Annotated in this window: 20 protein-coding genes; 6 read left to right on the top strand and 14 right to left on the bottom strand. The window is 42.9% G+C overall.

Features of this window, described 5'->3' with window-relative positions:
• Nucleotides 1–469: 469 nt before the first annotated feature.
• The 7 genes from AB4167_RS15470 to dusA form a co-directional block, all read right to left on the bottom strand.
• Complete coding sequence (locus AB4167_RS15470; protein ID WP_171733430.1) at nt 470–1,246, bottom strand: phosphoadenylyl-sulfate reductase; 777 nt, start codon at nt 1,244–1,246, stop codon at nt 470–472.
• Nucleotides 1,239–2,966 carry an assimilatory sulfite reductase (NADPH) hemoprotein subunit gene (gene cysI, locus AB4167_RS15465; protein ID WP_372136730.1) on the bottom strand — a complete coding sequence of 576 codons (1,728 nt, stop codon included), beginning with the start codon at nt 2,964–2,966 and terminating at the stop codon, nt 1,239–1,241. The genes AB4167_RS15470 and cysI overlap by 8 nt, the downstream gene beginning before the upstream one ends.
• The gene (locus AB4167_RS15460) at nt 2,966–4,831 is read right to left on the bottom strand and encodes an assimilatory sulfite reductase (NADPH) flavoprotein subunit (protein WP_065584778.1); all 1,866 of its coding nucleotides are present in this window, start codon (nt 4,829–4,831) and stop codon (nt 2,966–2,968) included. Before AB4167_RS15460 ends, cysI begins: the two co-directional genes overlap by 1 nt.
• Before the next feature lie 123 nt (nt 4,832–4,954).
• Nucleotides 4,955–5,185, bottom strand: a complete 231-nt coding sequence (locus AB4167_RS15455; protein ID WP_004735813.1) for a hypothetical protein — start codon at nt 5,183–5,185, stop codon at nt 4,955–4,957.
• Between the two features lie 201 nt (nt 5,186–5,386).
• Nucleotides 5,387–6,058, bottom strand: a complete 672-nt coding sequence (locus tag AB4167_RS15450) for a TIGR04219 family outer membrane beta-barrel protein (protein WP_017059951.1) — start codon at nt 6,056–6,058, stop codon at nt 5,387–5,389.
• Between the two features lie 135 nt (nt 6,059–6,193).
• Nucleotides 6,194–6,415, bottom strand: coding sequence for an envelope stress response protein PspG (gene pspG / locus AB4167_RS15445; RefSeq protein WP_017059950.1), 222 nt, complete (start codon nt 6,413–6,415; stop codon nt 6,194–6,196).
• Nucleotides 6,416–6,621: 206 nt separating this feature from the next.
• Nucleotides 6,622–7,623: a tRNA dihydrouridine(20/20a) synthase DusA gene (gene dusA / locus AB4167_RS15440; protein ID WP_372131883.1), complete on the bottom strand. Its 1,002-nt coding sequence runs from the start codon at nt 7,621–7,623 to the stop codon at nt 6,622–6,624.
• Between the two features lie 110 nt (nt 7,624–7,733).
• Here dusA and AB4167_RS15435 point away from each other — a divergent pair, with 110 nt between their 5' ends.
• From AB4167_RS15435 to AB4167_RS15425, 3 genes are all read left to right on the top strand, one after another.
• Nucleotides 7,734–8,804: a site-specific integrase gene (locus AB4167_RS15435; protein ID WP_372136729.1), complete on the top strand. Its 1,071-nt coding sequence runs from the start codon at nt 7,734–7,736 to the stop codon at nt 8,802–8,804.
• Between the two features lie 205 nt (nt 8,805–9,009).
• Entirely contained in the window at nt 9,010–9,300 is a 291-nt protein-coding gene (locus tag AB4167_RS15430; protein WP_086050176.1) for a DUF1778 domain-containing protein, read from the top strand.
• Entirely contained in the window at nt 9,276–9,824 is a 549-nt protein-coding gene (locus tag AB4167_RS15425) for a GNAT family N-acetyltransferase (protein WP_170963322.1), read from the top strand. The genes AB4167_RS15430 and AB4167_RS15425 overlap by 25 nt, the downstream gene beginning before the upstream one ends.
• A gap of 77 nt (nt 9,825–9,901) precedes the next feature.
• Here the strand turns inward: AB4167_RS15425 and AB4167_RS15420 are convergent, their stop codons facing one another.
• The 5 genes from AB4167_RS15420 to AB4167_RS15400 form a co-directional block, all read right to left on the bottom strand.
• A complete protein-coding gene (locus AB4167_RS15420; RefSeq protein WP_372084223.1) occupies nt 9,902–10,054 on the bottom strand; it encodes a hypothetical protein in 153 nt (50 codons plus the stop codon).
• A gap of 215 nt (nt 10,055–10,269) precedes the next feature.
• Nucleotides 10,270–12,633 carry a hypothetical protein gene (locus AB4167_RS15415; RefSeq protein WP_372136728.1) on the bottom strand — a complete coding sequence of 788 codons (2,364 nt, stop codon included), beginning with the start codon at nt 12,631–12,633 and terminating at the stop codon, nt 10,270–10,272.
• 43 nt (nt 12,634–12,676) lie between these two features.
• Entirely contained in the window at nt 12,677–14,152 is a 1,476-nt protein-coding gene (locus AB4167_RS15410; RefSeq protein WP_372136727.1) for a glycerophosphodiester phosphodiesterase, read from the bottom strand.
• A gap of 216 nt (nt 14,153–14,368) precedes the next feature.
• The gene (locus AB4167_RS15405; protein ID WP_102394619.1) at nt 14,369–15,523 is read right to left on the bottom strand and encodes a hypothetical protein; all 1,155 of its coding nucleotides are present in this window, start codon (nt 15,521–15,523) and stop codon (nt 14,369–14,371) included.
• Between the two features lie 24 nt (nt 15,524–15,547).
• Complete coding sequence (locus AB4167_RS15400; RefSeq protein ID WP_017059942.1) at nt 15,548–15,757, bottom strand: hypothetical protein; 210 nt, start codon at nt 15,755–15,757, stop codon at nt 15,548–15,550.
• 433 nt (nt 15,758–16,190) lie between these two features.
• Between AB4167_RS15400 and zur the strand changes: the two genes are divergently transcribed.
• Nucleotides 16,191–16,649, top strand: a complete 459-nt coding sequence (gene zur, locus AB4167_RS15395) for a zinc uptake transcriptional repressor Zur (protein WP_017059941.1) — start codon at nt 16,191–16,193, stop codon at nt 16,647–16,649.
• 17 nt (nt 16,650–16,666) lie between these two features.
• On the top strand, nt 16,667–17,128 hold the full coding sequence (locus tag AB4167_RS15390) for a chemotaxis protein CheX (RefSeq protein ID WP_017059940.1): 462 nt from the start codon (nt 16,667–16,669) through the stop codon (nt 17,126–17,128).
• A gap of 153 nt (nt 17,129–17,281) precedes the next feature.
• Here the strand turns inward: AB4167_RS15390 and pgi are convergent, their stop codons facing one another.
• Nucleotides 17,282–18,934 (bottom strand): glucose-6-phosphate isomerase, encoded by a 1,653-nt coding sequence (gene pgi, locus AB4167_RS15385; RefSeq protein WP_017065622.1) that lies wholly within the window; start codon nt 18,932–18,934, stop codon nt 17,282–17,284.
• A 326-nt stretch (nt 18,935–19,260) separates the two neighbouring features.
• On the opposite strand from pgi, the gene AB4167_RS15380 reads away from it, so the two are divergent.
• The gene (locus tag AB4167_RS15380; protein WP_372136726.1) at nt 19,261–19,680 is read left to right on the top strand and encodes a secondary thiamine-phosphate synthase enzyme YjbQ; all 420 of its coding nucleotides are present in this window, start codon (nt 19,261–19,263) and stop codon (nt 19,678–19,680) included.
• 117 nt (nt 19,681–19,797) lie between these two features.
• Here AB4167_RS15380 and AB4167_RS15375 read toward each other — a convergent pair whose 3' ends face one another.
• Nucleotides 19,798–21,003 (bottom strand): BamA/TamA family outer membrane protein, encoded by a 1,206-nt coding sequence (locus AB4167_RS15375; RefSeq protein WP_372136725.1) that lies wholly within the window; start codon nt 21,001–21,003, stop codon nt 19,798–19,800.

Genomic DNA, 21,003 nt, shown 5'->3' with positions numbered 1-21,003 from the left:
GATAAAACGTTTTGATATTCATCAACGAGTGCCCACACAGATTGATAGGTTTAAATTATTAAAGAGCTTCTCTTCGTTGTGACTTACATCACTTCGGAAGAGGCGGCCATTCTAGCGATTTAATTCTCAGTGTCAAACACTTATTTGGAATTAATTCCTACTTTCTAAAAGTAGAAGCGAATTATCGCTTAAAGCTAGTTGCCTTACTAACATTCTGTGCTGAAGCCTTGTGGCGTCTGCCGTGTCAGTGAGGCGGCATTATAGAGATATTCCTCACATTGGCAAGTGTTTATTAAAGAAAAATGTAAAAATAACGGTTAGATGACGAATAAACACTCAAAGCCTTATTTGTGCAAGTTTAACTACAAAGTACTTACAGAATAACCACAGACTTATCCACAATTGCTCTAATTTTCACCCTAGAAAACAAAAAAGCTGCCTTATGGCAGCTTTTTAAATGGCAATGAGTCTAAATCCCAGAGCCATATTGCTCTCCATCGTCTTCATGGAGACCACATTCTCGTTTTAGACCATTAAAACGGGTTTCTTCTTCAGTCATACCCGGTTCCCATTTCTTAGTAGTATGAGTATCTCCAACAGAAAGGTACCCCTGCTCACGAAGTGGGTGATAACTGAGACCATGCTCTTCTAAGTAATAATGAACATCTTTATTTGTCCAATCAATTACTGGCAAGAACTTAAACACACCATTTTGGATAGATAAGATAGGCAAGTTTGCACGCGATTGAGATTGCTCTCTTCTCAACCCAGAAAACCATGTCCCAGCCTCGAGCTCATCCAACGCTCTTCTCATCGGTTCAACTTTATTAAGCTTGTTGTACTTCTCTATCCCTTCTAGACCTTGCTCCCACAATTTCCCATATTGCGCTTCTTGCCAATTAGGGCTCTGTTGGGCGCGAAAGACTTGAAGGTTTAGAGTCAACTTCTGACTTAACTCATCAATAAAGCGATAGGTCTCCGGAAATAGATACCCTGTGTCAGTCAAAATAACCGGAATATCTGGTTTTGCTTGGGTCACTAGGTGCAACATCAATGCTGCTTGGATTCCGAAACTAGAAGACACAACATGTGTCCCTTCTAAATTATCTAAAGCCCACTTAACTCTTTCTAATGCGGTTAGCTGCTCTAACTCTGCGTTGATTTGTCCAAGACGAAGTATTTGCTCCGTCTTAGTCAATGCGAGTAGCTCTGCTAACTTCAGTTTTGAAGCGACAGAATTATGCATGCAGATCCCTCTTTGAAATTATCACCTCTTCGATGATGCCAGCTCGGATTGTAAAATCACCGAACCCTTCATTGTCGTTACGTTCCGTAGCCCAACGTCCCACCAGCGAATCAATCTCTTCTAAGATCTGAGCTGATGTGATGTTCTCTTTATACATCTTAGGGATACGAGTTCCGGCCTTGTTGCCACCTAGGTGCATGTTGTAACGCCCCGGAGCCTTACCCACTAAACCAAGTTCAGCCAACATTGCACGACCACAACCGTTTGGACAACCTGTGATTCGAAGGATGATGTTATCTTCTTCTGGTAATCCATGTTTTTTCAGAATGTCTTCAACATCCGTTACAAACTCAGGAAGAAAGCGCTCAGCTTCTGCCATTGCTAAAGGACATGTTGGGAAAGCCACACACGCCATTGAGTTTTTACGTTGCTCTGAAACAGCATCATCCATCAAGCCATATTGACGCGCCAGTTTTTCAATCTTGGCCTTTTGGCTCTTAGGTACACCTGCAACAATTAGGTTTTGGTTCGCTGTCATGCGGAAGTCACCTTTGTGGATCTTCGCTATTTCAGCAACACCTGTTTTCAGAGCTTTACCCGGAAAATCAAGTAAACGACCATTCTCGATGAATAACGCCAAGTGGTACTTACCATCAATGCCTTCCGCCCAACCAATGCGATCACCACGGCCAGTAAACTCATAAGGACGGCTTTCAGAAAATTCTACGCCTGCACGCTTTTCTACTTCTGCTTTGAATACATCAATACCAACACGGTCTAGTGTGTATTTGGTTTTTGCATTCTTACGGTTTGAACGGTTACCCCAGTCACGCTGAGTCGTTACCACCGCCGCTGCTACATCTAACGTTTTATCTAATGGCACAAAACCAAAGTCGTCAGCTTTACGTGCATAAGTAGAGGTATCACCATGTGTCATAGCAAGACCGCCACCGACTAACACATTAAAGCCCACCAGCTTTCCGTCTTCAGCAATAGCAACAAAGTTAAGATCGTTAGCATGGACGTCCACATCATTTTGCGGAGGAATGACAACCGTCGTCTTGAACTTACGCGGTAGGTAGTTGCTACCAAGGATAGGTTCTTCATCCGTTGTTTCTAGTTTTTCACCATCTAACCAGATTTCTGCATAAGCACGAGTCTTCGGTAATAGATGTTCACTGATCTTTTTCGCCCACTCGTAAGCTTCTTGATGAAGTTCAGATTCAACCGGGTTTGTCGTACATAGAACATTTCGGTTTACATCACCCGCTGTCGCAATTGAATCAATGCCAATGCTATTTAGCGTTTGGTGCATCAACTTAATGTTCGGCTTCAAGACACCGTGGAACTGAAACGTTTGACGAGTTGTTAGACGAATTGAACCGTAAGAGGTACTTTCGTCTGCGAACTTATCAATCGCCAACCACTGCTTAGGGGTAATGATGCCACCAGGCATACGAGCACGAAGCATGACGTTATGTAACGGTTCGAGCTTTTGTTTGGTACGTTCGTTACGAATATCACGGTCGTCTTGTTGATACATACCGTGGAAACGAATCAACTGAAAGTTATCAGCAGTAAAGCCACCTGTTATGCGGTCTTGGAGATCTTGTTCAATCGTACCGCGTAGGTTATTACTTTCACGCTTAAGACGCTCATTGTCAGCCAAAGGTCCAAGTACTTGACCTAGCACTTCTTGCTCTATTACTTGCTTGCTCATTAGTACACATCCCTTTGGTAACGTTTCGCTTTACGTAAATCATTAATATATTGTTCAGCTTGCTCGCGGCTCTGGTTGCCATGCTTTTCCGCTATCGAAACTAACGCTTCATGAACATCTTTAGCCATTCGAGTCGCATCGCCACAGACATAGAGGTACGCGCCCTCTTGCAGCCATTGCCACACCTGCTCTGCTTGTTCGATTAAACGGTCCTGAACATAAACCTTTTCTTTTTGGTCACGGCTAAAGGCAACATCGAGCTTAGTTAGCGCGCCAGACTTGAGGTACTTTTGCCATTCAACTTGGTATAAGAAATCTTGAGTAAAGGTACGGTCACCAAAGAACAACCAGCTTTTTCCTTCAGCATCATTGTTTTCACGCTCTTGAACAAAACTGCGGAACGGTGCGATACCGGTACCCGGGCCGACCATGATGATTGGTGTATTGTCGTCTTGTGGTAATTTGAAGTTATTGTTGTTCTCAACAAACACCTTCACTTCACCACCCTCTTCAAGACGTTGAGCTAAGAAGCTAGAAGCTCCGCCTAAACGAGACTCTTCGCCTTTTTGGTATTCAACCAAACCAACCGTCAAGTGAACTTCTTCATCTACTTCTGCTTGGCTTGATGCAATAGAATAGAGACGCGGTGTCAGCTTACGTAACAGGCCAATTAACTCATCAGCCGATAGCTTAGTTTTCTTCTCAGCTAAAACATCGACAACTTGAGTATTACCCGCGTATTCACGAAGCTTGTCTTTATCTTCCACCAGCTTGATTAACTTCTTGCTGCCCGATAACTCAGCAAACTTAGTCACAAGTTGAGGGTTTGAAGTGGTAATCTCAAATTTACTCACTAGCGCACTATGGATAGATAGATTCTCACCATCGACATCGACACTTTCGATACCCGATAACCCAACCTTAGAAAGAATCTGATTTGCGAGTTCTGAACTGTTTTCATACCATACGCCTAGCGCATCGCCGGGTTGGTAGGTAATGCCCGACTCATCAAGATCAATCTCGATATGACGAACATCTTTGCCCGAATCACGACCGGTGATCTTTTGGCTGGTTAATAGTGTCGCTGTATATGGATTTTGTTTGGTGTATTGCGAATGACCGGCAGCTGCTTGGCCTACTGGTAACTGAACGATATCAGCCTCGGCACCTGTCGATAGCGTCTCTTTTACTTGCTCTAATGCTTTAGCGCGCCATTCCGTTGCTGATTCTTCGTAATCAACATCACAATCAAGGCGGTCGACAAACGATTTCGCACCAAGCTTAGCGAGGAAGTTATCGAAGTCTTTAGCCGTTTGGCAGAAGAACTCATAGCTTGAGTCACCTAAACCAATCACACCGTATTGTAGGTTTGATAATTTTGGCGCTTTCTTCGATTGAAGGAATTCATGCAACTCAATCGCGTTATCAGGGGCTTCGCCCTCACCATTGGTTGAAGCGACGAAAATGACGTGTGTCTCTTTGGCTAAGTTCTTACCTTTATAATCACTCGCATCGAAAAGCTCGACGGCGATACCTAAGGCTTTTGCTTCTGCCTCTAGCGATTCAGCGACGCCTTTAGCATTACCGGTTTGAGAAGCGAAGATAATGCTGAGCTTACCCGCTGGCTTAGCCGCTACTGCAGCGGCCGCTTGAGCGATTGGCGCAGCAGCACCGACAGGCTGAGCTTGGCTCACTCCCCAAAGGTAACCACTGACCCATGCCAGTTGCTGTGAAGACAGTTCAGAAACAGTTTGCTGAAGATGACCCAATTGTTGGTCATTAAGTGGTGCTGCTAGCCCAGGTAACTCATTAGCCCCAGACTGTGCATTATTATTTTGTGAAGACTCTTTCTTATTTAAAGACATGGTCACGACATCCCTAATCATTGCGTGACGATAGATTAACCACTCCTTTTAATAACAAGAAAGAATAGAAAAGTATGTTTTATAACTTTTTGGAAGTAAAAACCGATTGAAACGCAAATTGACTTACTGGTTTTCAATACGCACTTGCTGAAAGCCAACCGCCATTGCCGACTTAGATGCCAAGTCTAAATCCGCGTAATGACATTCTTCACCATGAACATCAGTAAGCAGAACAAAGCCACCACCCATATGACGAAACTCCACAACCCAAGACCCTTCTTGAATTGAGGGCTCTATGATGGCTTCAACTAACAGGTTTTCTCTATATAAATTTCGTAATTCATTGAGTGTCATATTCCATCCCTTGCTTTGACCTCACTACATAGACCTTATAAGAATAGACGCAAATTGGCTCTCTGTATTAAGGATGGTCGAAAGTGATGAATGTGCTAACTAATTCCAGAAAGATATATACTCAAGTAACCAATAGATATAAAAAACGCCACTTAATAAAGTGGCGTTCTTAAAATTCGCTCTAAATTTGCTTTATATGGCCTAGAAGCGCACTTCAGCACCAGCAAACCAGCCATCGACCATAACAAAGCTCTTACCTAGTTCTGAGCTAAAGAACTCATCCGAATCTAAATCGATAACACGGTAACCACCACGCAGGGCAATTTCAGATTCTGATACAGGGATTCGGTACTGAACACCCGCCATCAAGTCAGTGCTCTTAATACCACTGCTATCACCGAACTCCATCGTACCAATGATATCGAAGTTGGTGTCCGGCACATTGATCTCTGCGTTACCGTAGAAGCTCCACGTGAACTCATCAAACGTCGATGTTTTCGCACCTGTTGCTTTTGGTTCAATGTAATTCGAGTTTGAGTATTGAGTAAACGTCACACCCGCATCGAAGTTCATCAGCTTGTGATCTAACAACGTGTAATAGAAGGTGTAATCGTACTTATCGAAAGCCAATGAATCTGCATCAACAGAAGTATAGCGAAAGCTAGCGTTTGGTAGCATCGGGGCATTATGCTCAAATGCGAAATACAACGAAGGTGAGTTAGAGTCATCATCTTGTCTAACTTCGTTTAGCTTTGTACTTCCCCACCACATATCGGCACCGACTTTAGCCGTGTAAGAAAACTCTTCTTCAGCAGACACTGCCGAGCTTAAAGATAGCATTCCCACTAAAGCAATTAATGGCATTTTATTCATTTGAGATAGCTCCAATTCCATATCGTTGTGCTAATTGTATGCACATTCATAGATTATTGGGGAAAATTCTACCACACATCTTAAATTCTAAAACGATAAACCGCTGACGAGTAAAGATTTGACGGCACGATGACCTTAGTAACGTCTCTGGTTAGAACTGTGTACAAAATTTTTGAAAAACCACACACCGATTGCAATCACGATCAACCAAGGCAGTAACTTAAACACGACGCCCATCATACCTAAGACCAACATGACTAATAACGCCACTCCGGTTGCAGCCAATACCGTCATAAACGTAATACCAGTGACAAGTAGAGTCGCAACGAAAATAAGAACAAATATTAATTCAAACATAATGGTCTCCCTAATGAGTTAATGACCTATCTTTCCTACTTTCTAACATTGCAGCTTCCATACCAAGTATGCCAACCCTATAAAATCCTTATTTATCAGATAAATAAAAAGCCACACATCTTCATGCGTGGCTTTTCGGAAACTTATAGTGGTAAATTTAACCTCTAGTGGCGAATTTAGCCTTAAGTTTTTAACTTAGAGGGAGCTTAAACATTTAGCTCTTTAGGGATCTTAGCCAATGCTGTTTGCATCACTTCAATACCTGCACCTTTCTTATGTGCGTTTTCACTGATGTAGCGACGCCATTGTCTTGCGCCCGGCATGCTTTGGAACAAACCAAGCATATGACGAGAGATGTGTCCTAAGCTTGCACCATTTGAAAGCTCACGCTCAATGTACGGGTACATTTCTTCAACCACTTGTGAGCGCTTCTTAATTGGCGTGTCTAAACCAAAGATCTGCTGATCAACTTCAGCCAAGATAAACGGGCTATGGTAAGCCTCACGACCGATCATCACACCATCAAGGTGTTGCAAGTGCTCTTTAGTTTGCTCAAGAGTAGTAACGCCACCATTCACGGCAATCACCAGATCAGAGAAATCTTTCTTGATTTGGTATGCACGATCGTAATCTAGCGGTGGGATCTCACGGTTCTCTTTCGGGCTAAGGCCACTCAACCACGCTTTACGCGCGTGAATAGTAAATTGTTCACAGCCGCCTTTTTCAGAAACCGTCGAAACAAACTTAGTTAAGAACTCATAAGAGTCTTGGTCGTCGATACCAATACGCGTTTTCACGGTAATTGGAATATCAGTGACTTCTTTCATCGCCGACACACAATCTGCCACCAGCTCAGGCTCAGCCATTAGGCAAGCACCAAAGCGACCGTTCTGAACTCGGTCTGAAGGGCAACCGACATTAAGGTTGATTTCATCATAACCACGCTCACCAGCAAGCTTGGCACACGCCGCCAAATCAACCGGGTTTGAACCACCGAGTTGAAGTGCAAGAGGATGTTCTTGCTCGTTATATTCTAGAAAGTCGCCCTTACCATGTAAGATCGCGCCCGTTGTTACCATTTCCGTGTACAGAAGAGTCTGCTGAGAAAGCAAACGGTGAAAGTAACGACAGTGGCGGTCAGTCCAATCGAGCATGGGTGCAACGGATAAGCGGTTAGCCGCGTATTTACTAGTATTGTCAGGTTTCATAAGGTGTTACTCGAAATCTATACACTGTATATATATACAGCAATTTGCTAGAGTTGCCCCAAACTCACCCTTTCAGTACGCATATAGTACGTATCGATGGAGTAGGACGAATGGCATCATTTAGCATTAAAAAAAGAACACTAAAAAGCGGTGAATCACGCTTCACAGTGGACATTGTAGTCAAAAAGAATTCGGCGATTATACACAGGGAATCGAAAACATTCAGGAAAAAAGAACTCGCTAGAACCTATGCAAACAAGCGGGTTCTTGAGCTAGAAAACCCTGACGAATCCGGACAGAAATCCGTACCGCTGTACGTACTTCTGGACAAGTTTATGGAAGAGCCTGATTTATGGGATAAAACAGGGCGAACGAAGCAATACGTTATCAAGCTTCTTCGAGACTGCGACATATCCAAGGTTGAAAGCGACAAGCTAAGAACTAGCGATTTAATCCAACACTGTAAAAACTGGAAAGGTGGAGGAGCTGGCGGTGCAACGGTCTATCACGATGTTGCTTACCTCCGTTCTGTAATGAAAAAGTCTAAGCCTGTCTTCAACGTCGACACCAATCACCAGATATTTGATGAAGCCGTACCCGTCCTGATTGATATGGGATTAGTCGGCAAGAGTCAGAAACGAACACGTCGCCCAACGTCTGAAGAACTAAAACTCTTAAAGCTTGGATTAGAACAACGTGAATCTTTCCGGCCAAACGGCACAACTCGAACCCCATTCACCGACATTCTTGAGTTCAGCATTCTTACTTGTATGCGAATAGGTGAAGTCTGCAAGCTGCGTTGGGAAGACCTCAACCAAGAACATAAAACGATACTCGTCAGAGACAGAAAAGACCCAAGGAAGAAAGAAGGCAATCACATGATAGTGCCCTTGCTTGGTGAATCATTTGAGATCGCACTAAAACAACCGAACAAAGGCGAGCTTATTTTCCCGTACAACTCACGAAGTGTTAGCGCAGGCTTTCAACGAGTTAGAAACGAGTTAGGTATTGAAGACTTGAGGTACCACGATTTACGCAGAGAGGGAGCAAGTCGGTTGTTTGAGAAAGGCTACTCTATTGAAGAAGTAGCGCAGGTTACAGGACATAGGAATTTAAATATCTTATGGCAGGTTTACACTCAGCTGTTTCCGCATAAATTACATACAAAACATCTAAAGTAAGGTTGATTTCACTTTGTTATCTTACGGTAAAATAACGTACAAATTAGTTGACTTTTTATCCTATGCAGACGAGAATCCATTTTGTACGGAGAGTGACCGTACAAAATTTTATTCATAAAATAGTTAACCAAATAGATAATATTCCATTTAGGTATATACATATAGTTGGAGTTTCCGCTGCGCGTTAAGGCGCAAGGAGTAAAAGATGAGTGCATTAAAAAAAGAGAGAGTTGAATTTCGCCTATCTGAAAGTGAAAAAAGCGCTTTAGAAGAAGCAGCGCTACTTTCAAATACTACAGTTAGTAAATTTGTATCAGAAACAACAGTAGCTAGAGCTCAAGAAGTTATTAGCGAGAGAAAAAGGTTACAAATACAAGCAAAGCAATGGGATTCTGTCATGGAAGCGTTAGAAAATCCTGCAGACCCTACAGAGCTGATGCAAGAAATTATCGGAATGTCATTGGAGGAAACTTGGACGGTAAAGATCAAAAATTAGAAGTCGAACGCTTTGATCCTGAAGCAACGTATGATTTTACGCAATTTGATTGTGGTGTGTGTTCGTTAAATGAATATTTAACGAAGAACTTAGCTAAAGAACACGAACGAAGGGTTTCAATCCCGCACCTATGTGTCACACAAGGTGAAGAAGGACAACCGAAAAGAGTTGTCGGTTATTTCACTTTAGCTAGCAGTTCGTTTGAAAAGAAACACATATCAAACAAAGAAAGACGTAAATTCCCCTATAGTTCAGTTCCTTGCATACTGCTAAGTAAAATAGCAGTATGTAAGTCTGTTCAAGGGCAGGGTCTAGGCAAGTGGCTTCTTGGTCGAGCAATCCGTCAAGCATTCCTTTCCTCAAGAGATGTAGGTGTATACGCATTATTTCTTCATGCCAGAGAAGGGCGAGAAGAGTTCTATATAAAAGCGGGGATGATCCGCTCAAAAGAACAACCTAATATGTTTATCTACTCTTTGAAGCAATATGAGAACAGTTTGAAGAAAAAACTGCTAAATTCATAAGCTTAATTAACTTCTCAGATAAGCGACCTATAATAAGGTCGCTTTTTCATGCTTGTAATCATGTTGAAGTTCAAACTTTATTTTGTTCTTTCAAGCCGAATTAATCTCTCATCCATTTTTTCCATCATCAAGCGCAGCCACTTAACATCAGTTTTGAGTGTGATACCTACACCAACCCCGCTAGACAAGGCACTGACCACTGCGATAATTAGTGTTTGATACTCTGCCATTACTTGAACTCATTGCGTAGGGTTTCCCATAGGCCAAATACTATTGGAGCACTTGCGCCAATAATACCTCCGAGTTGAACACCGTCTGCCGATACGCTCGCGGTGATAAGTTCAGGGTGCCAGTTACCAAAGCAGCTCCCGCGCCAAGTAACGCTAAACCCTTTTTAGTGGAAGGAGCAGATCATTTTCTTCTGTTCACTTTCTATGACGCGGACTTAAATAACCAACTTTTCAAGTTCGATTCGGTGAGAGGCTTTTCCTTTACTGTGCTTTACCCATAAACGCTTTGGTTGGTATCCATTGGCACGGACCTCAACATCATAATTACCCTCTGGCAATCGCATACCGGCTTGGTACCTAGGCTTAATATTCATTATTCGAACCTTAAAACCCGGTTGGTTCTGTGCATTTGAATTGATGTACATAGGAAACTCCGTTTGGGCTTCATTATTGTTTTTAGCTGAACTCACCGGTTCGCTCTCAGCACGCTGAGTTAAATAACGAGCAAAAACACCATCCAACTCCGCTACCGAATGCTCCAAAGAGGTAGAAAACCCATCAGTAATACGCATACTTTTGTCTATTTGAGCGCCAAGTGGATGAATCAACGGTTGAGTATGTATCACCCAACGAACGGCATAAGAAGCCGACGGAGATAGTGTGTCACTGACTTGCTCTAAGAAAAAGCCAATCGTTGAGTCCGTTTGAGTGTACTTGGATGAAAATACATTCACAGGCACAACAAGAATAACGAATATGACGATAAACGAGCTGCCTATATTCAGAGCCTTGCTCTTCAAGTTCGGTGCTGGCCGTGGTTTATGGTAATTCATCAACACGATAAATTTTCCTGGCAGCTTAAACACCGTTAGGACAACGAGAAATAGCGATAGTCCCATTGATATTGGCGGCACAATGATAGAACGCAATGCCGCTTTGCCTTGTTCAGCATAAGGGCCATCATCAGCAAACTGAGCGCGTGACGCCTCAATATAACCTAGCCAATAATCTCTCTCACGCCTCACATTTGGAACAATAACCTGTTGGTAAAATTGCTTATTATTCCACGTCGCCATCATGGGCTCGACGTAATAACGTTCGCCCATACGATTCTTTATTTGTTGCTGAACTTCGGCTACTTTTTGAAAATCATTCCAAGATAAGTTCGGTTCAATGTCGTAACCCCGCTGCTTTGCCTCGGCATGCCAACGAGCTTTGGTGTCCTTCATAACTTTGTTTCTGACTGCATTTTTAAACACGCTAATTTGGTTTATTTGCCAATTGGAGTCTAAATGGATCCCCTTTCGATGAACTTGAGTACGAACCTTACTTGCTGTTGTAGAGTGGGAGCGAAACTCCGACATAGAGTCGATTCCCATAGGATAACCGGTCTCTTTTAAGAACTGTTTTTGCCACACTGCCAGTATTCGTGGTGTGTAATGAGCGACACTATTGGTATACGTTTTATCTTGAATGGCTTCTCCAGCTTGCCCTGTCGCCTGCTCAATACCGGCTTGGATAACTGATAAGCCTAGAGAACCGAATGCTTCCCCCCAAGATGTTTCACCTTTCGTTCGTCGAAAGGTTTTCTCTAACCAATAATCCATCGGTTGGTGGGGAATCGAGTTATCTTTTAATAAGCGTTCATAGCGATCTTCAATGCGGCTGATACAATTGGCTCTTGAGCTTCCTTTGCGTTTATAACAGCGTTCTTTATCATCAAATAGGTCAAAAATAGGTTGTGCAACTCTTTGTGCTCTCGCCTCTGCTCTCGTTAAATAGGCCTTACTCGCCTGTTGATAATCACGATACCCCGTCGCGACGGTCGACTCGACCTCTTCCCACGCTTGATTGGCCTTTTGATGGCGAGACTCTACCGTCTGATTATACGCCCCAACATGTTTTTGATATTGATGCCACGATTGCTGAACTTCACTCCGTAATACTTTATAGTTCGCATAGTGCTCATCGAAATTGGCGTTTGCTCGATTTTGAATATAACGATCCAAAATTTGAACTTTCTTATCATCAATATGACTTAAGAATGCATCATTGCTGTAAACCAACCCACCGATCAAAGCGAGAAAAGTCATTTCTGACGACTCGGTACTCGCCTCTGAGTTATAAGGGATCCCTTCGATATTAATCGCATTCATCGCTAAACTAGATCGCAGTACAGAGGAAAAGAAAGCCTCCTGTCTCTGCTTTGCACTACTCCGTTCAATCAACCATTTATCTATTACCGCCTTTTGACCAAAAAAAACCGTTGGCCAAACCAAAGCTGTAATCACGACCAACGATGAAATAGCGCGAAACTTCGTCGTGGTCAGCCATCCTTTAAGTAGAAAATCCGCAACAATTAAAGTCACCCCGATCCCTGAGATGGTTCGGCCAAATAGCTCCGTTTTATGTAATTGAGCATCACTAACATCGATTCCACCCGCAATTTCAACCAACTTGGCGTTGAAAGCGACTTCAGGAAAAAGATAAAGAAGTGAACAAAAAAACAACAAAACAGCCAACCATTTCGGCTTCTTATTATTTGTGGTTATTACGTCCTGGCTAGGAACTGGTTTCATCTTAACGCTTCCATAATTTGTCTATCCCTGTTCTCATCAAACATCATTTTTCTGTCGGCATCGAAATGCTGATCGCATCGTTACTTAAATTTAAATCTTCATCTTGAATATCAAACAGCACTGCTGGCTTCGCGCTCTGCGTTGTTTGCGTTCTTTTTTTCACACCTTTCACGCTAGCAGGCTTGGAATATGACACACTCCTAATGAGACCTCGGTTAGTGATGTAATGGCCATCTTTGAGGTAATCTATTTGTTCATAGAGTCGGTGAAAATCAGCGTCATTGGGTAGGCCAGCAACGGTTTCGCCTGCTAACGTTGTGGGTTGGTAGCCATTTGATTGAACGACAAGCTGTGGAGCAAGCTGCTGACAAATAGAGAACTTACTGGTATCCATGATCGCCTCATCTGGCAGAGGTCGACCTGCCTTAGCTAACGAGACCAATTGATCTTGGTGGTAATCCGTTCCGTTAATCGTATAAGTCACCACCTTCATGCCTTGCGCTTTCGCACGGCTGTAAATTGTCGCATATTGTCGGTAACTTCTTATATCAACATGTAATCCACTATTGGGGCCAAGTATTCGTTTTACCGTTTTAGCGGAATGTTTGGGCTTATGCTTACGATAACGCCCCTCCATAGCAAAGGCGCGATCGATATTCTTTTTATTTTCCTGATAATAATCATCAGAACCCATGCCTCGTTTTGCATCCCGCTTAAACTGAGCAACCGACGTCGAATGAGGCTCCCATACATACCCAAGATAAACACTTGAATTGATTTCCCGCATTTTTTTCAGAACGTCCATATCCATTGATGAATAAAAATAGTTTCTATAGGGGAGACTTTGTCTGGCCATTTCGTCGAGTTTAAACAAATCTTCCATGGAACCATCTGATGTTTTTATTTCAATATTAAGGGGTTGTTCAATCGTTGCGTAATGGTACCAATCATTCACGGCTTCATTGAAATAAGCGGGACGATACCCATCTAATGTTCCGTCAGGGCTCCTTCCACTCAGAGAGTTCCACTCACTACTCTTCATACGACTCACGCGATATCGCTTACCATCACTACGAGCGGTTGCTCTTCCTGTTTCTATGTCGTGATGTACAACCCAATCTTTATCACGCGTCAGCATCACATCAATTTCTGCTCCATCAAAACCACTTACCGCCGCCATTTGAATCGCATTACGAGAGTTTTCAGCATAATTAGAGCTGCCACGGTGGGCGATAACATCAATAGGGCACTGTCCTTTGATGTAAGAGATATCCCCTCCCATGGTTTGATAAAGATTGCGCGATTTTAACGCCAACTGCATATCACGAAACATTTCTCGCCCCTCTGCTGAGTTATGATTCGAGATTAGTTTTGCATCTGCAGGTAATCCAAGCCCTCGCTCCAAGGTTGGTTGTGGTGGTGTTACTTTATCTGTAGATGAACATCCCTGAATAAGAGCAATAGTAGTGACAAGCAGCCCTCTTGAAAGCGTGGTTACACGTGAAGGTGGTGAAAACATGAGATCCTTATCCGTTGGTAGCTTATATGTGACATAACTGGGTTTCACACGCTGAGCACGACAAAGTCGGCCTCCAAGCACGGAGACCGCAAAGTGCTAATATATGATGACTCCAACCATTGATTTCGATTGTTGATATGTTGTTTGAGTGGACGTATTTAATGGTTTAATTTGATTGAAAGCAAAGGCTCAAAAACTCATAAATACAAATCATGATTACATTATTTCATCAAATAATAATTGAATAAGCCCTTGTTCATCTGGGATGTCATACCCCTTTCGACATGGATAAGCCAAACCATCTGTGAAGTTCAAAAACGAAAAGCTATTGTCTATGCTTTCGCTCCCCTCTTCATCCTGCCATGGTTCAATAGTACTGTTCTGTTTAGTCACGATATAACCACACGAATTGACAGGCATCTCGGTCTTACGATTTAAGACTATCTTATGATTGGAATTATTGTAGTGATTTACTCGAATCTTACCGGCTAACGCTAGATATATCGCCCCTGCGGCGCCCAAAAGCAAAGTATGGCCGATAACTTTACCTGTCGCACTCGCTACGGCGATTCCAACATTAGCAGTCGCACTCGCGATGCTTTGACCTCGGTTTCCATAACGGTCTGTAGAATACACGTAATCCACGCTATGTTTTCTTTCAACGCGAGCACGTTGTCTGACAGGAGTATGGTTTATGTACTCTTGACCACCAAAAGCATCAAAGTTGTGTATTAATACCGGAACACAATGATAAGTTTCTCCATTCCAGTTCACTACACGAGCCTTCATTTGCCATGGATAATACTCTTCATCTAAATATTTCTTACATAAAGCTGGTAACAAATGGCTAAGTAACGCTGTGTTGTGATCGCTCTGCGCCATGTTGTACAGTCCTTGCGTTATTGATCGGGCCTGCTCTTGATCTCCTGATCTTGCGGCAACGATAAAGAGAATGACCTCGCCCCAAAAAGTATCGTTGATCAAGTAGTCAACCGGCAAATTATCGATTTCGATTAAAGCTCGTGGAACATCTTCATCGGACAAAGCCTCCAATACTGCAGACAAGTGATGCACGCGATCTTGAGGCTTTGCAATAGGTTCGTAATATGCGTCCCATCGTTCAACAAAGGTCTTCCAACGCATTATTTTTTTAAACTCCTCAGTTACTCCTTCCGTGGTGAGTAACTTAGGTTCAATATATTTTGCAATGTGCTTTTTATGACCGTCTCGCTTTTTCATCGCCTTTGTGTAAATTTTGCTATCAGACTTGAATAAGTGCAGTGCTAAACCATAGCTTTCATACCATTCACCAAGGTTAAGATGACTACTTTCTAATGAAGCTTTAGCCAAAGCGTCAAAATGCTTTTTCATTTTATTCCCTTCCAATTTGACGACTTAAATAAAGATAAAGGCGATGACTAAAATAATAGCTGCGGCTATAGCCAGTTTGATGTATAGCTCATTTTTTTTAACTCTTGGTTCTTCCACTTCTTCAAGCTTATCCCTCATGGCCTTAAAGTCATCCAAACGTTGTTGATAACGTTTTTCTCTTTGATTATAGATGGACAACAGTTTCAGAAATGATTCTTTGTTTACTTGCTCCACAGCTTAACTCCAAGAATTTGAAATTAAAGACTAAAACTCCAATACACCATGACAAGCTCATGTTGACAGGAGGGGTCAATAGTCTTCTTCTAGTCTATATTAGGCATCGATTTTAGCGAATAAGGAACAATATGCGATAAGAAATGTGATTTAAAACAGCACATTATTGTAAGAAAAATTAATTGAGCTAAATTGAACTCAAATGAAGATGTCATATCAACTTTACCTCATACTTTTTTATAAACCCATTCACCAGATCTCTAATTCAACCTCATTAATCAGTTATGCCTTGAGTCACACTGTCATTTTGAGTTACCTTGTCTTATTCAAAGTCGTGGGTCACAATACGCTCTGTACCTGACTTTAATAGAAATCATTGGCTCCCAAAACGTAGTAACCTAGAAATAAGGTTTGATTAGGGATGTCCGATTGAATGGTGAAAAATTTGGACCACACATTAATAGAGCAAGTTGAAGGGATATGCGCATCGCGAGGCGTTAGATTAACACCTCAAAGAAAGCGAGTGTTTGAGCTCATCCTCTCTAATAAAAAAGCCTCCAGTGCTTATGAATTATTAGAGCAGTTGAAAGTCAGTGAACCGCAAGCCAAGCCACCTACAGTATATCGCGCTTTGGATTTCTTGTTGGAGCAAGGTTTCATTCACAGAGTTGAGTCAACCAATAGCTTCATATGCTGCTGCTCTTGCAATGCCAACAAACATTTCTCCCAACTACTGATCTGCGATAAATGTGGCACTGTGATAGAACTGCAGGACGATGCGCTTGTCACCCTACTCGCCAGTAACGCTGAGAAGCATGGCTTTCAATTGACGAATCATGTCATTGAATCGCATGGCATTTGCCAATCTTGCTCCTCCGAGATGAAAGAATAAGATTATAGAAGAACATTATGCGCGCTGAATTTGTAAACCCGTTTTTAGCTTCTTTGATGAACGTATTAAAAACGATGGCTTCTCTAGAATTGAAGCCACAAAAACCGAGAGTTAAGAAAGATGAAATCGCTCGTGGTGATGTATCCGGCCTAATTGGTATGGTGGGTACACAATCTCGTGGCTCTATGTCGATCACCTTTGATGAAGGTCTCGCTCTCGAAATCATGGAAAACATGCTTGGTGAACGACCAAACGGCCTCAACGAAGAAGTGACCGATATGGTGGGTGAAATCACTAACATGGTGACTGGCGGTGCGAAACGTATTCTTGCGGAAAGCGGTTTTGACTTCGATATGGCAACACCAATCGTGGTTTCCGGTAAAGGTCATACGATTCGTCACAAGTGTGATGGGGCAATCATCATCATGCCTTTCTCATCTCAATGGGGTAATGCTTTCATCGAGATCTGTTTCGAATAACAGCTGTTTATTTCTAGCAGTACTGAGTATCAACTCAAAGAAGGTTGGCATCATGCCAGCCTTTTTTATTACCTGCGATTTAACCAATGCTTGCTATACAGATACAAAAGCGCCAACCCGAAGGTTGGCGTTTTTTTGGTGCTATCAACTCAATTAAGCTTTAAGCGCTTTAAATGCGTTGATTAGACCGTTAGTTGAGCTGTCGTGAGACGTTACTTGAGCATCGTCAGCAAGCTCTGGAAGAATTTGGTTTGCTAGTTGCTTACCAAGTTCTACACCCCATTGGTCGAAGCTGAAGATGTTCCAGATAACGCCTTGAACGAAGATCTTGTGCTCGTACATCGCGATTAGGTTACCTAAAGAGCGAGGGTTGATTTGCTTAACAAGAATAGAGTTCGTTGGACGGTTACCTTCAAATACTTTGAAAGGTACAAGCTCAGCCACTTCTTCAGCTGTTTTGCCAGCCGCTAGGAATTCAGCTTCCACTGTCTCTTTTGTCTTACCGAATGCTAGTGCTTCAGTTTGAGCAAAGAAGTTAGACATTAGCTTCTGGTGGTGATCAGATGCTGGGTTGTGACTGATTGCAGGAGCAATGAAGTCTGATGGGATCAGCTTAGTGCCTTGGTGAATCAGTTGGTAGAAAGCATGCTGACCGTTTGTACCAGGTTCGCCCCAGATGATAGGACCTGTTTGGTACTCTACCGGGTTGCCTTCACGGTCTACAAACTTACCGTTTGATTCCATGTTGCCTTGCTGGAAGTAAGCTGCAAAACGGTGCATGTACTGGTCGTAAGGTAGAATTGCTTCTGACTCAGCGCCGTGGAAGTTGTTATACCAAATACCGATAAGCGCAAGGATTACTGGAATGTTGCTTTCAAACTCAGTTGAAGCAAAGTGGTTATCCATCTCATGAGCACCTTCTAGTAGCTCAACGAAGTTATCGAAGCCAACAGATAGTGAGATAGAAAGACCGATTGCAGACCATAGTGAGTAACGACCACCAACCCAGTCCCAGAATTCGAACATGTTGTCAGTATCAATACCAAACTCAGCGACCGCAGTTGCGTTAGTTGATAGTGCTGCGAAGTGTTTAGCTACGTGTGCGTTGTCACCCGCTTCAGCCAAGAACCAATCACGTGCAGAGTGCGCGTTAGTCATTGTTTCTTGAGTCGTGAATGTTTTAGATGCCACTAAGAATAGCGTTGTTTCTGGGTTAAGAGGCTTAAGTGTCTCAACGATGTGAGTGCCATCTACGTTAGAAACGAAGTGCATGTTTAGGCGAGTTTTGTATGGCGTTAGTGCTTCAGTCACCATGTATGGACCAAGATCCGAACCGCCGATACCGATGTTTACAACATCAGTGATCTCTTTACCTGTGTAACCTTTCCACTCACCAGAAACGATGCGGTGTGTGAACAGTTCCATTTTTGCTAGTACAGCGTTAACTGCTGGCATTACGTCTTTGCCGTCAACCATTACTGGCTTGTCGCTACGGTTACGTAGAGCAGTGTGAAGTACTGAACGACCTTCAGTCTTGTTGATTGCATCACCACCGAACATTGCTTCGATTGCAGACTTAACTTCAGTCTCGTTCGCAAGAGCAAATAGGTGCTGCATAGTTTCAGCATCGATAAGGTTCTTAGAGTAATCCACTAAGATGTCAGAGCCGAAACGAGTAGAAAAGCTCTCGAAACGCTTTGCATCTTGAGCAAACAGCTCTTTCATATCCATATCTTGAGCAGACTCAAAATGTGCCGTTAGAGCTTTCCACGCTTGTGTTTGCGTTGGGTTGATATTTTTCAACATGGTATCTATCCCGATGTTACTGTAGGTTTTATTCTAAACGTCACCTGGGTGATGAATAGAACCCCCGATTAGGCGAAAGTTTATATTTTTCTGTGATGACCAAACCGCGTCACCACTGAAAGATTCTTTGTAATTTTTTTTCACGACGTATTATGCCGTATATGAAGAGCGCCACCTTGAGATAAATCAGGATTCGATTTCCTGATAGAGAGATCGATGCTGACTCAGGCTCTAACATAATTAAATGTGAGCGATAGCTGATAAATTCAAGTTCAAAAGATAGCGTTAAACCACTTTTTTTCCAAACACATTATAAAGGATGGCGTATGTGGATTCAGAAGACTGTACACCTAAATGCAAGAAAGCGTGGATTTCATCTCATTACTGATGAAATTGAACAACAGATACACGATATCAATTCTCTATCTGTTGGTTTATTACATCTTTTTATCCAACATACCTCTGCCAGCCTCACGCTAAACGAGAACGCTGATCCTACCGTCCGTACCGATATGGAGTCGCACTTTAATAAGTTTGTCCCAGAGCGAGCGCCCTACTACAGACACACCTATGAAGGTGATGATGACATGCCTGCCCACATTAAAGCATCGACACTTGGCACCAGTGTGACAATACCAATTAGCAATGGTCGTTTAGCTTTAGGAACATGGCAGGGTATTTACTTAGGAGAGCACCGAGATTGTGGTGGAAGCCGAACTGTGATTGCTACGATGCAAGGTGAGTAGACTGCTTGAAAACAAGATCTCCTTAATAAAAACAATATCTTGTTAATAAAAAAGAGTGGTGTGTTTCCACGACCACTCTTATAAAAATAGTATTTGGCCTACTGTAGGCCGAAAGGTTTAGAAGGGCTGGTTTATCATAACCCTAAAGGCCCCTTCGTCACCACCTCGCGCCAACTCAGCACGTACAACAATACCTTCCACTTGGAAACGCACCGCGCCACCTAAGCTCCATTTCATGTCCGAGTGCAGTGTTTTGATGTCGTACTCATCGGCAACGCGCCCTAATTCAGCAAACGCTACCCATTGCCACCAAGGCAAATCGTAGTAGTTTATCAGTGGGATATCGCCAAGTGGTTGCCAGTCAGGAAGTACTCGGTACTCAGCAGAATAATGAACTGCAGAGCGACCGTGATAACGACCTCCGGTATAACCTCGTAAACGATACAAGCCACCCAATCGAGCTTGCTCCGTTTCTGGTGGGCGAGCACAATCTTGCCCAGAGCAGTTATCCCACGTTGGCGTGTCAGCGGTATAGAAATCAAATGCTAAAACTTGTTGATCGAATAAGTCCCCTAAAGGACCTAAAGCAAAGTACTGGCTATTTTGGAAGGTCCACTTAAGCCACAAGTCATCGTTAGACCAACTCTCTGCGCCAGTGGTGAACTCAAGGTTACTGTGAGAACCTCTGGTCGGGTTGCGTGTGCTATCACGGTTATCCCAATCAAACGCCAAACTAAAGCCTGTTGCCTCTTCGGTATTATTTAAACCTTCCAACTCACGAGCAGTATAAAAAGGCGTAAATAGAATCGAACTGACACCCGATTCGATTGGCGAAGCAAAGCTCACATCTTTGATTGGCTGAAAAGCACCGAGTAAACCGTGTTCTGCAACGTTGCCCCAAGGTAGCAAATACTTAAACTCAAACTGATAGTTTTGCTCTAAGCCATCAGCAATGGTTTTGTCATCGATAGATGAATCATTATCGCCTTGAGAACCAATGTAATACGGGTTGTCGTTGAAGCGCGCTTGATACATCTGAGTGCTAAACAATACGTTCTCAGACAAGGCATAGTTAAAAGCCGATAGAAAACCGACGTAACTGTCTTTGTCTGAATACAAAGCCATACCAAACAGAGCCGCTTGAGGTTGCCAAACACCCTTTGCGACACCCGCAACCCCAACGGTATTGCCCATGGTTTCAGTACTGAAATAGAAAGGAACAAAAGCGGAGTCTTTTTCTTCACTTAGAACAGAAGAAGAAAAGCTGACACCAGTTACTGCCATTGCAGACATTAACCAGTATCGAGAAGTTCGCTTGAACAT

Origin of the sequence: Vibrio sp. 10N.286.49.E11 (genome assembly GCF_041469505.1) — a bacterium.
GTDB classification, from domain to species: Bacteria; Pseudomonadota; Gammaproteobacteria; order Enterobacterales; family Vibrionaceae; genus Vibrio; species Vibrio crassostreae_C.
This window is presented reverse-complemented; position numbering and strand designations above follow the sequence as displayed.

Coding starts and splice junctions, on each gene's coding strand:
- AB4167_RS15470 (WP_171733430.1), bottom strand. CDS start 1,246: ATGCATAATTCTGTCGCTTCAAAACTGAAGTTAGCAGAGCTACTCGCA.
- cysI (WP_372136730.1), bottom strand. CDS start 2,966: ATGAGCAAGCAAGTAATAGAGCAAGAAGTGCTAGGTCAAGTACTTGGA.
- AB4167_RS15460 (WP_065584778.1), bottom strand. CDS start 4,831: ATGTCTTTAAATAAGAAAGAGTCTTCACAAAATAATAATGCACAGTCT.
- AB4167_RS15455 (WP_004735813.1), bottom strand. CDS start 5,185: ATGACACTCAATGAATTACGAAATTTATATAGAGAAAACCTGTTAGTT.
- AB4167_RS15450 (WP_017059951.1), bottom strand. CDS start 6,058: ATGAATAAAATGCCATTAATTGCTTTAGTGGGAATGCTATCTTTAAGC.
- pspG (WP_017059950.1), bottom strand. CDS start 6,415: ATGTTTGAATTAATATTTGTTCTTATTTTCGTTGCGACTCTACTTGTC.
- dusA (WP_372131883.1), bottom strand. CDS start 7,623: ATGAAACCTGACAATACTAGTAAATACGCGGCTAACCGCTTATCCGTT.
- AB4167_RS15435 (WP_372136729.1), top strand. CDS start 7,734: ATGGCATCATTTAGCATTAAAAAAAGAACACTAAAAAGCGGTGAATCA.
- AB4167_RS15430 (WP_086050176.1), top strand. CDS start 9,010: ATGAGTGCATTAAAAAAAGAGAGAGTTGAATTTCGCCTATCTGAAAGT.
- AB4167_RS15420 (WP_372084223.1), bottom strand. CDS start 10,054: ATGGCAGAGTATCAAACACTAATTATCGCAGTGGTCAGTGCCTTGTCT.
- AB4167_RS15415 (WP_372136728.1), bottom strand. CDS start 12,633: ATGAAACCAGTTCCTAGCCAGGACGTAATAACCACAAATAATAAGAAG.
- AB4167_RS15410 (WP_372136727.1), bottom strand. CDS start 14,152: ATGTTTTCACCACCTTCACGTGTAACCACGCTTTCAAGAGGGCTGCTT.
- AB4167_RS15405 (WP_102394619.1), bottom strand. CDS start 15,523: ATGAAAAAGCATTTTGACGCTTTGGCTAAAGCTTCATTAGAAAGTAGT.
- zur (WP_017059941.1), top strand. CDS start 16,191: ATGGTGAAAAATTTGGACCACACATTAATAGAGCAAGTTGAAGGGATA.
- AB4167_RS15390 (WP_017059940.1), top strand. CDS start 16,667: ATGCGCGCTGAATTTGTAAACCCGTTTTTAGCTTCTTTGATGAACGTA.
- pgi (WP_017065622.1), bottom strand. CDS start 18,934: ATGTTGAAAAATATCAACCCAACGCAAACACAAGCGTGGAAAGCTCTA.
- AB4167_RS15380 (WP_372136726.1), top strand. CDS start 19,261: ATGTGGATTCAGAAGACTGTACACCTAAATGCAAGAAAGCGTGGATTT.
- AB4167_RS15375 (WP_372136725.1), bottom strand. CDS start 21,003: ATGTTCAAGCGAACTTCTCGATACTGGTTAATGTCTGCAATGGCAGTA.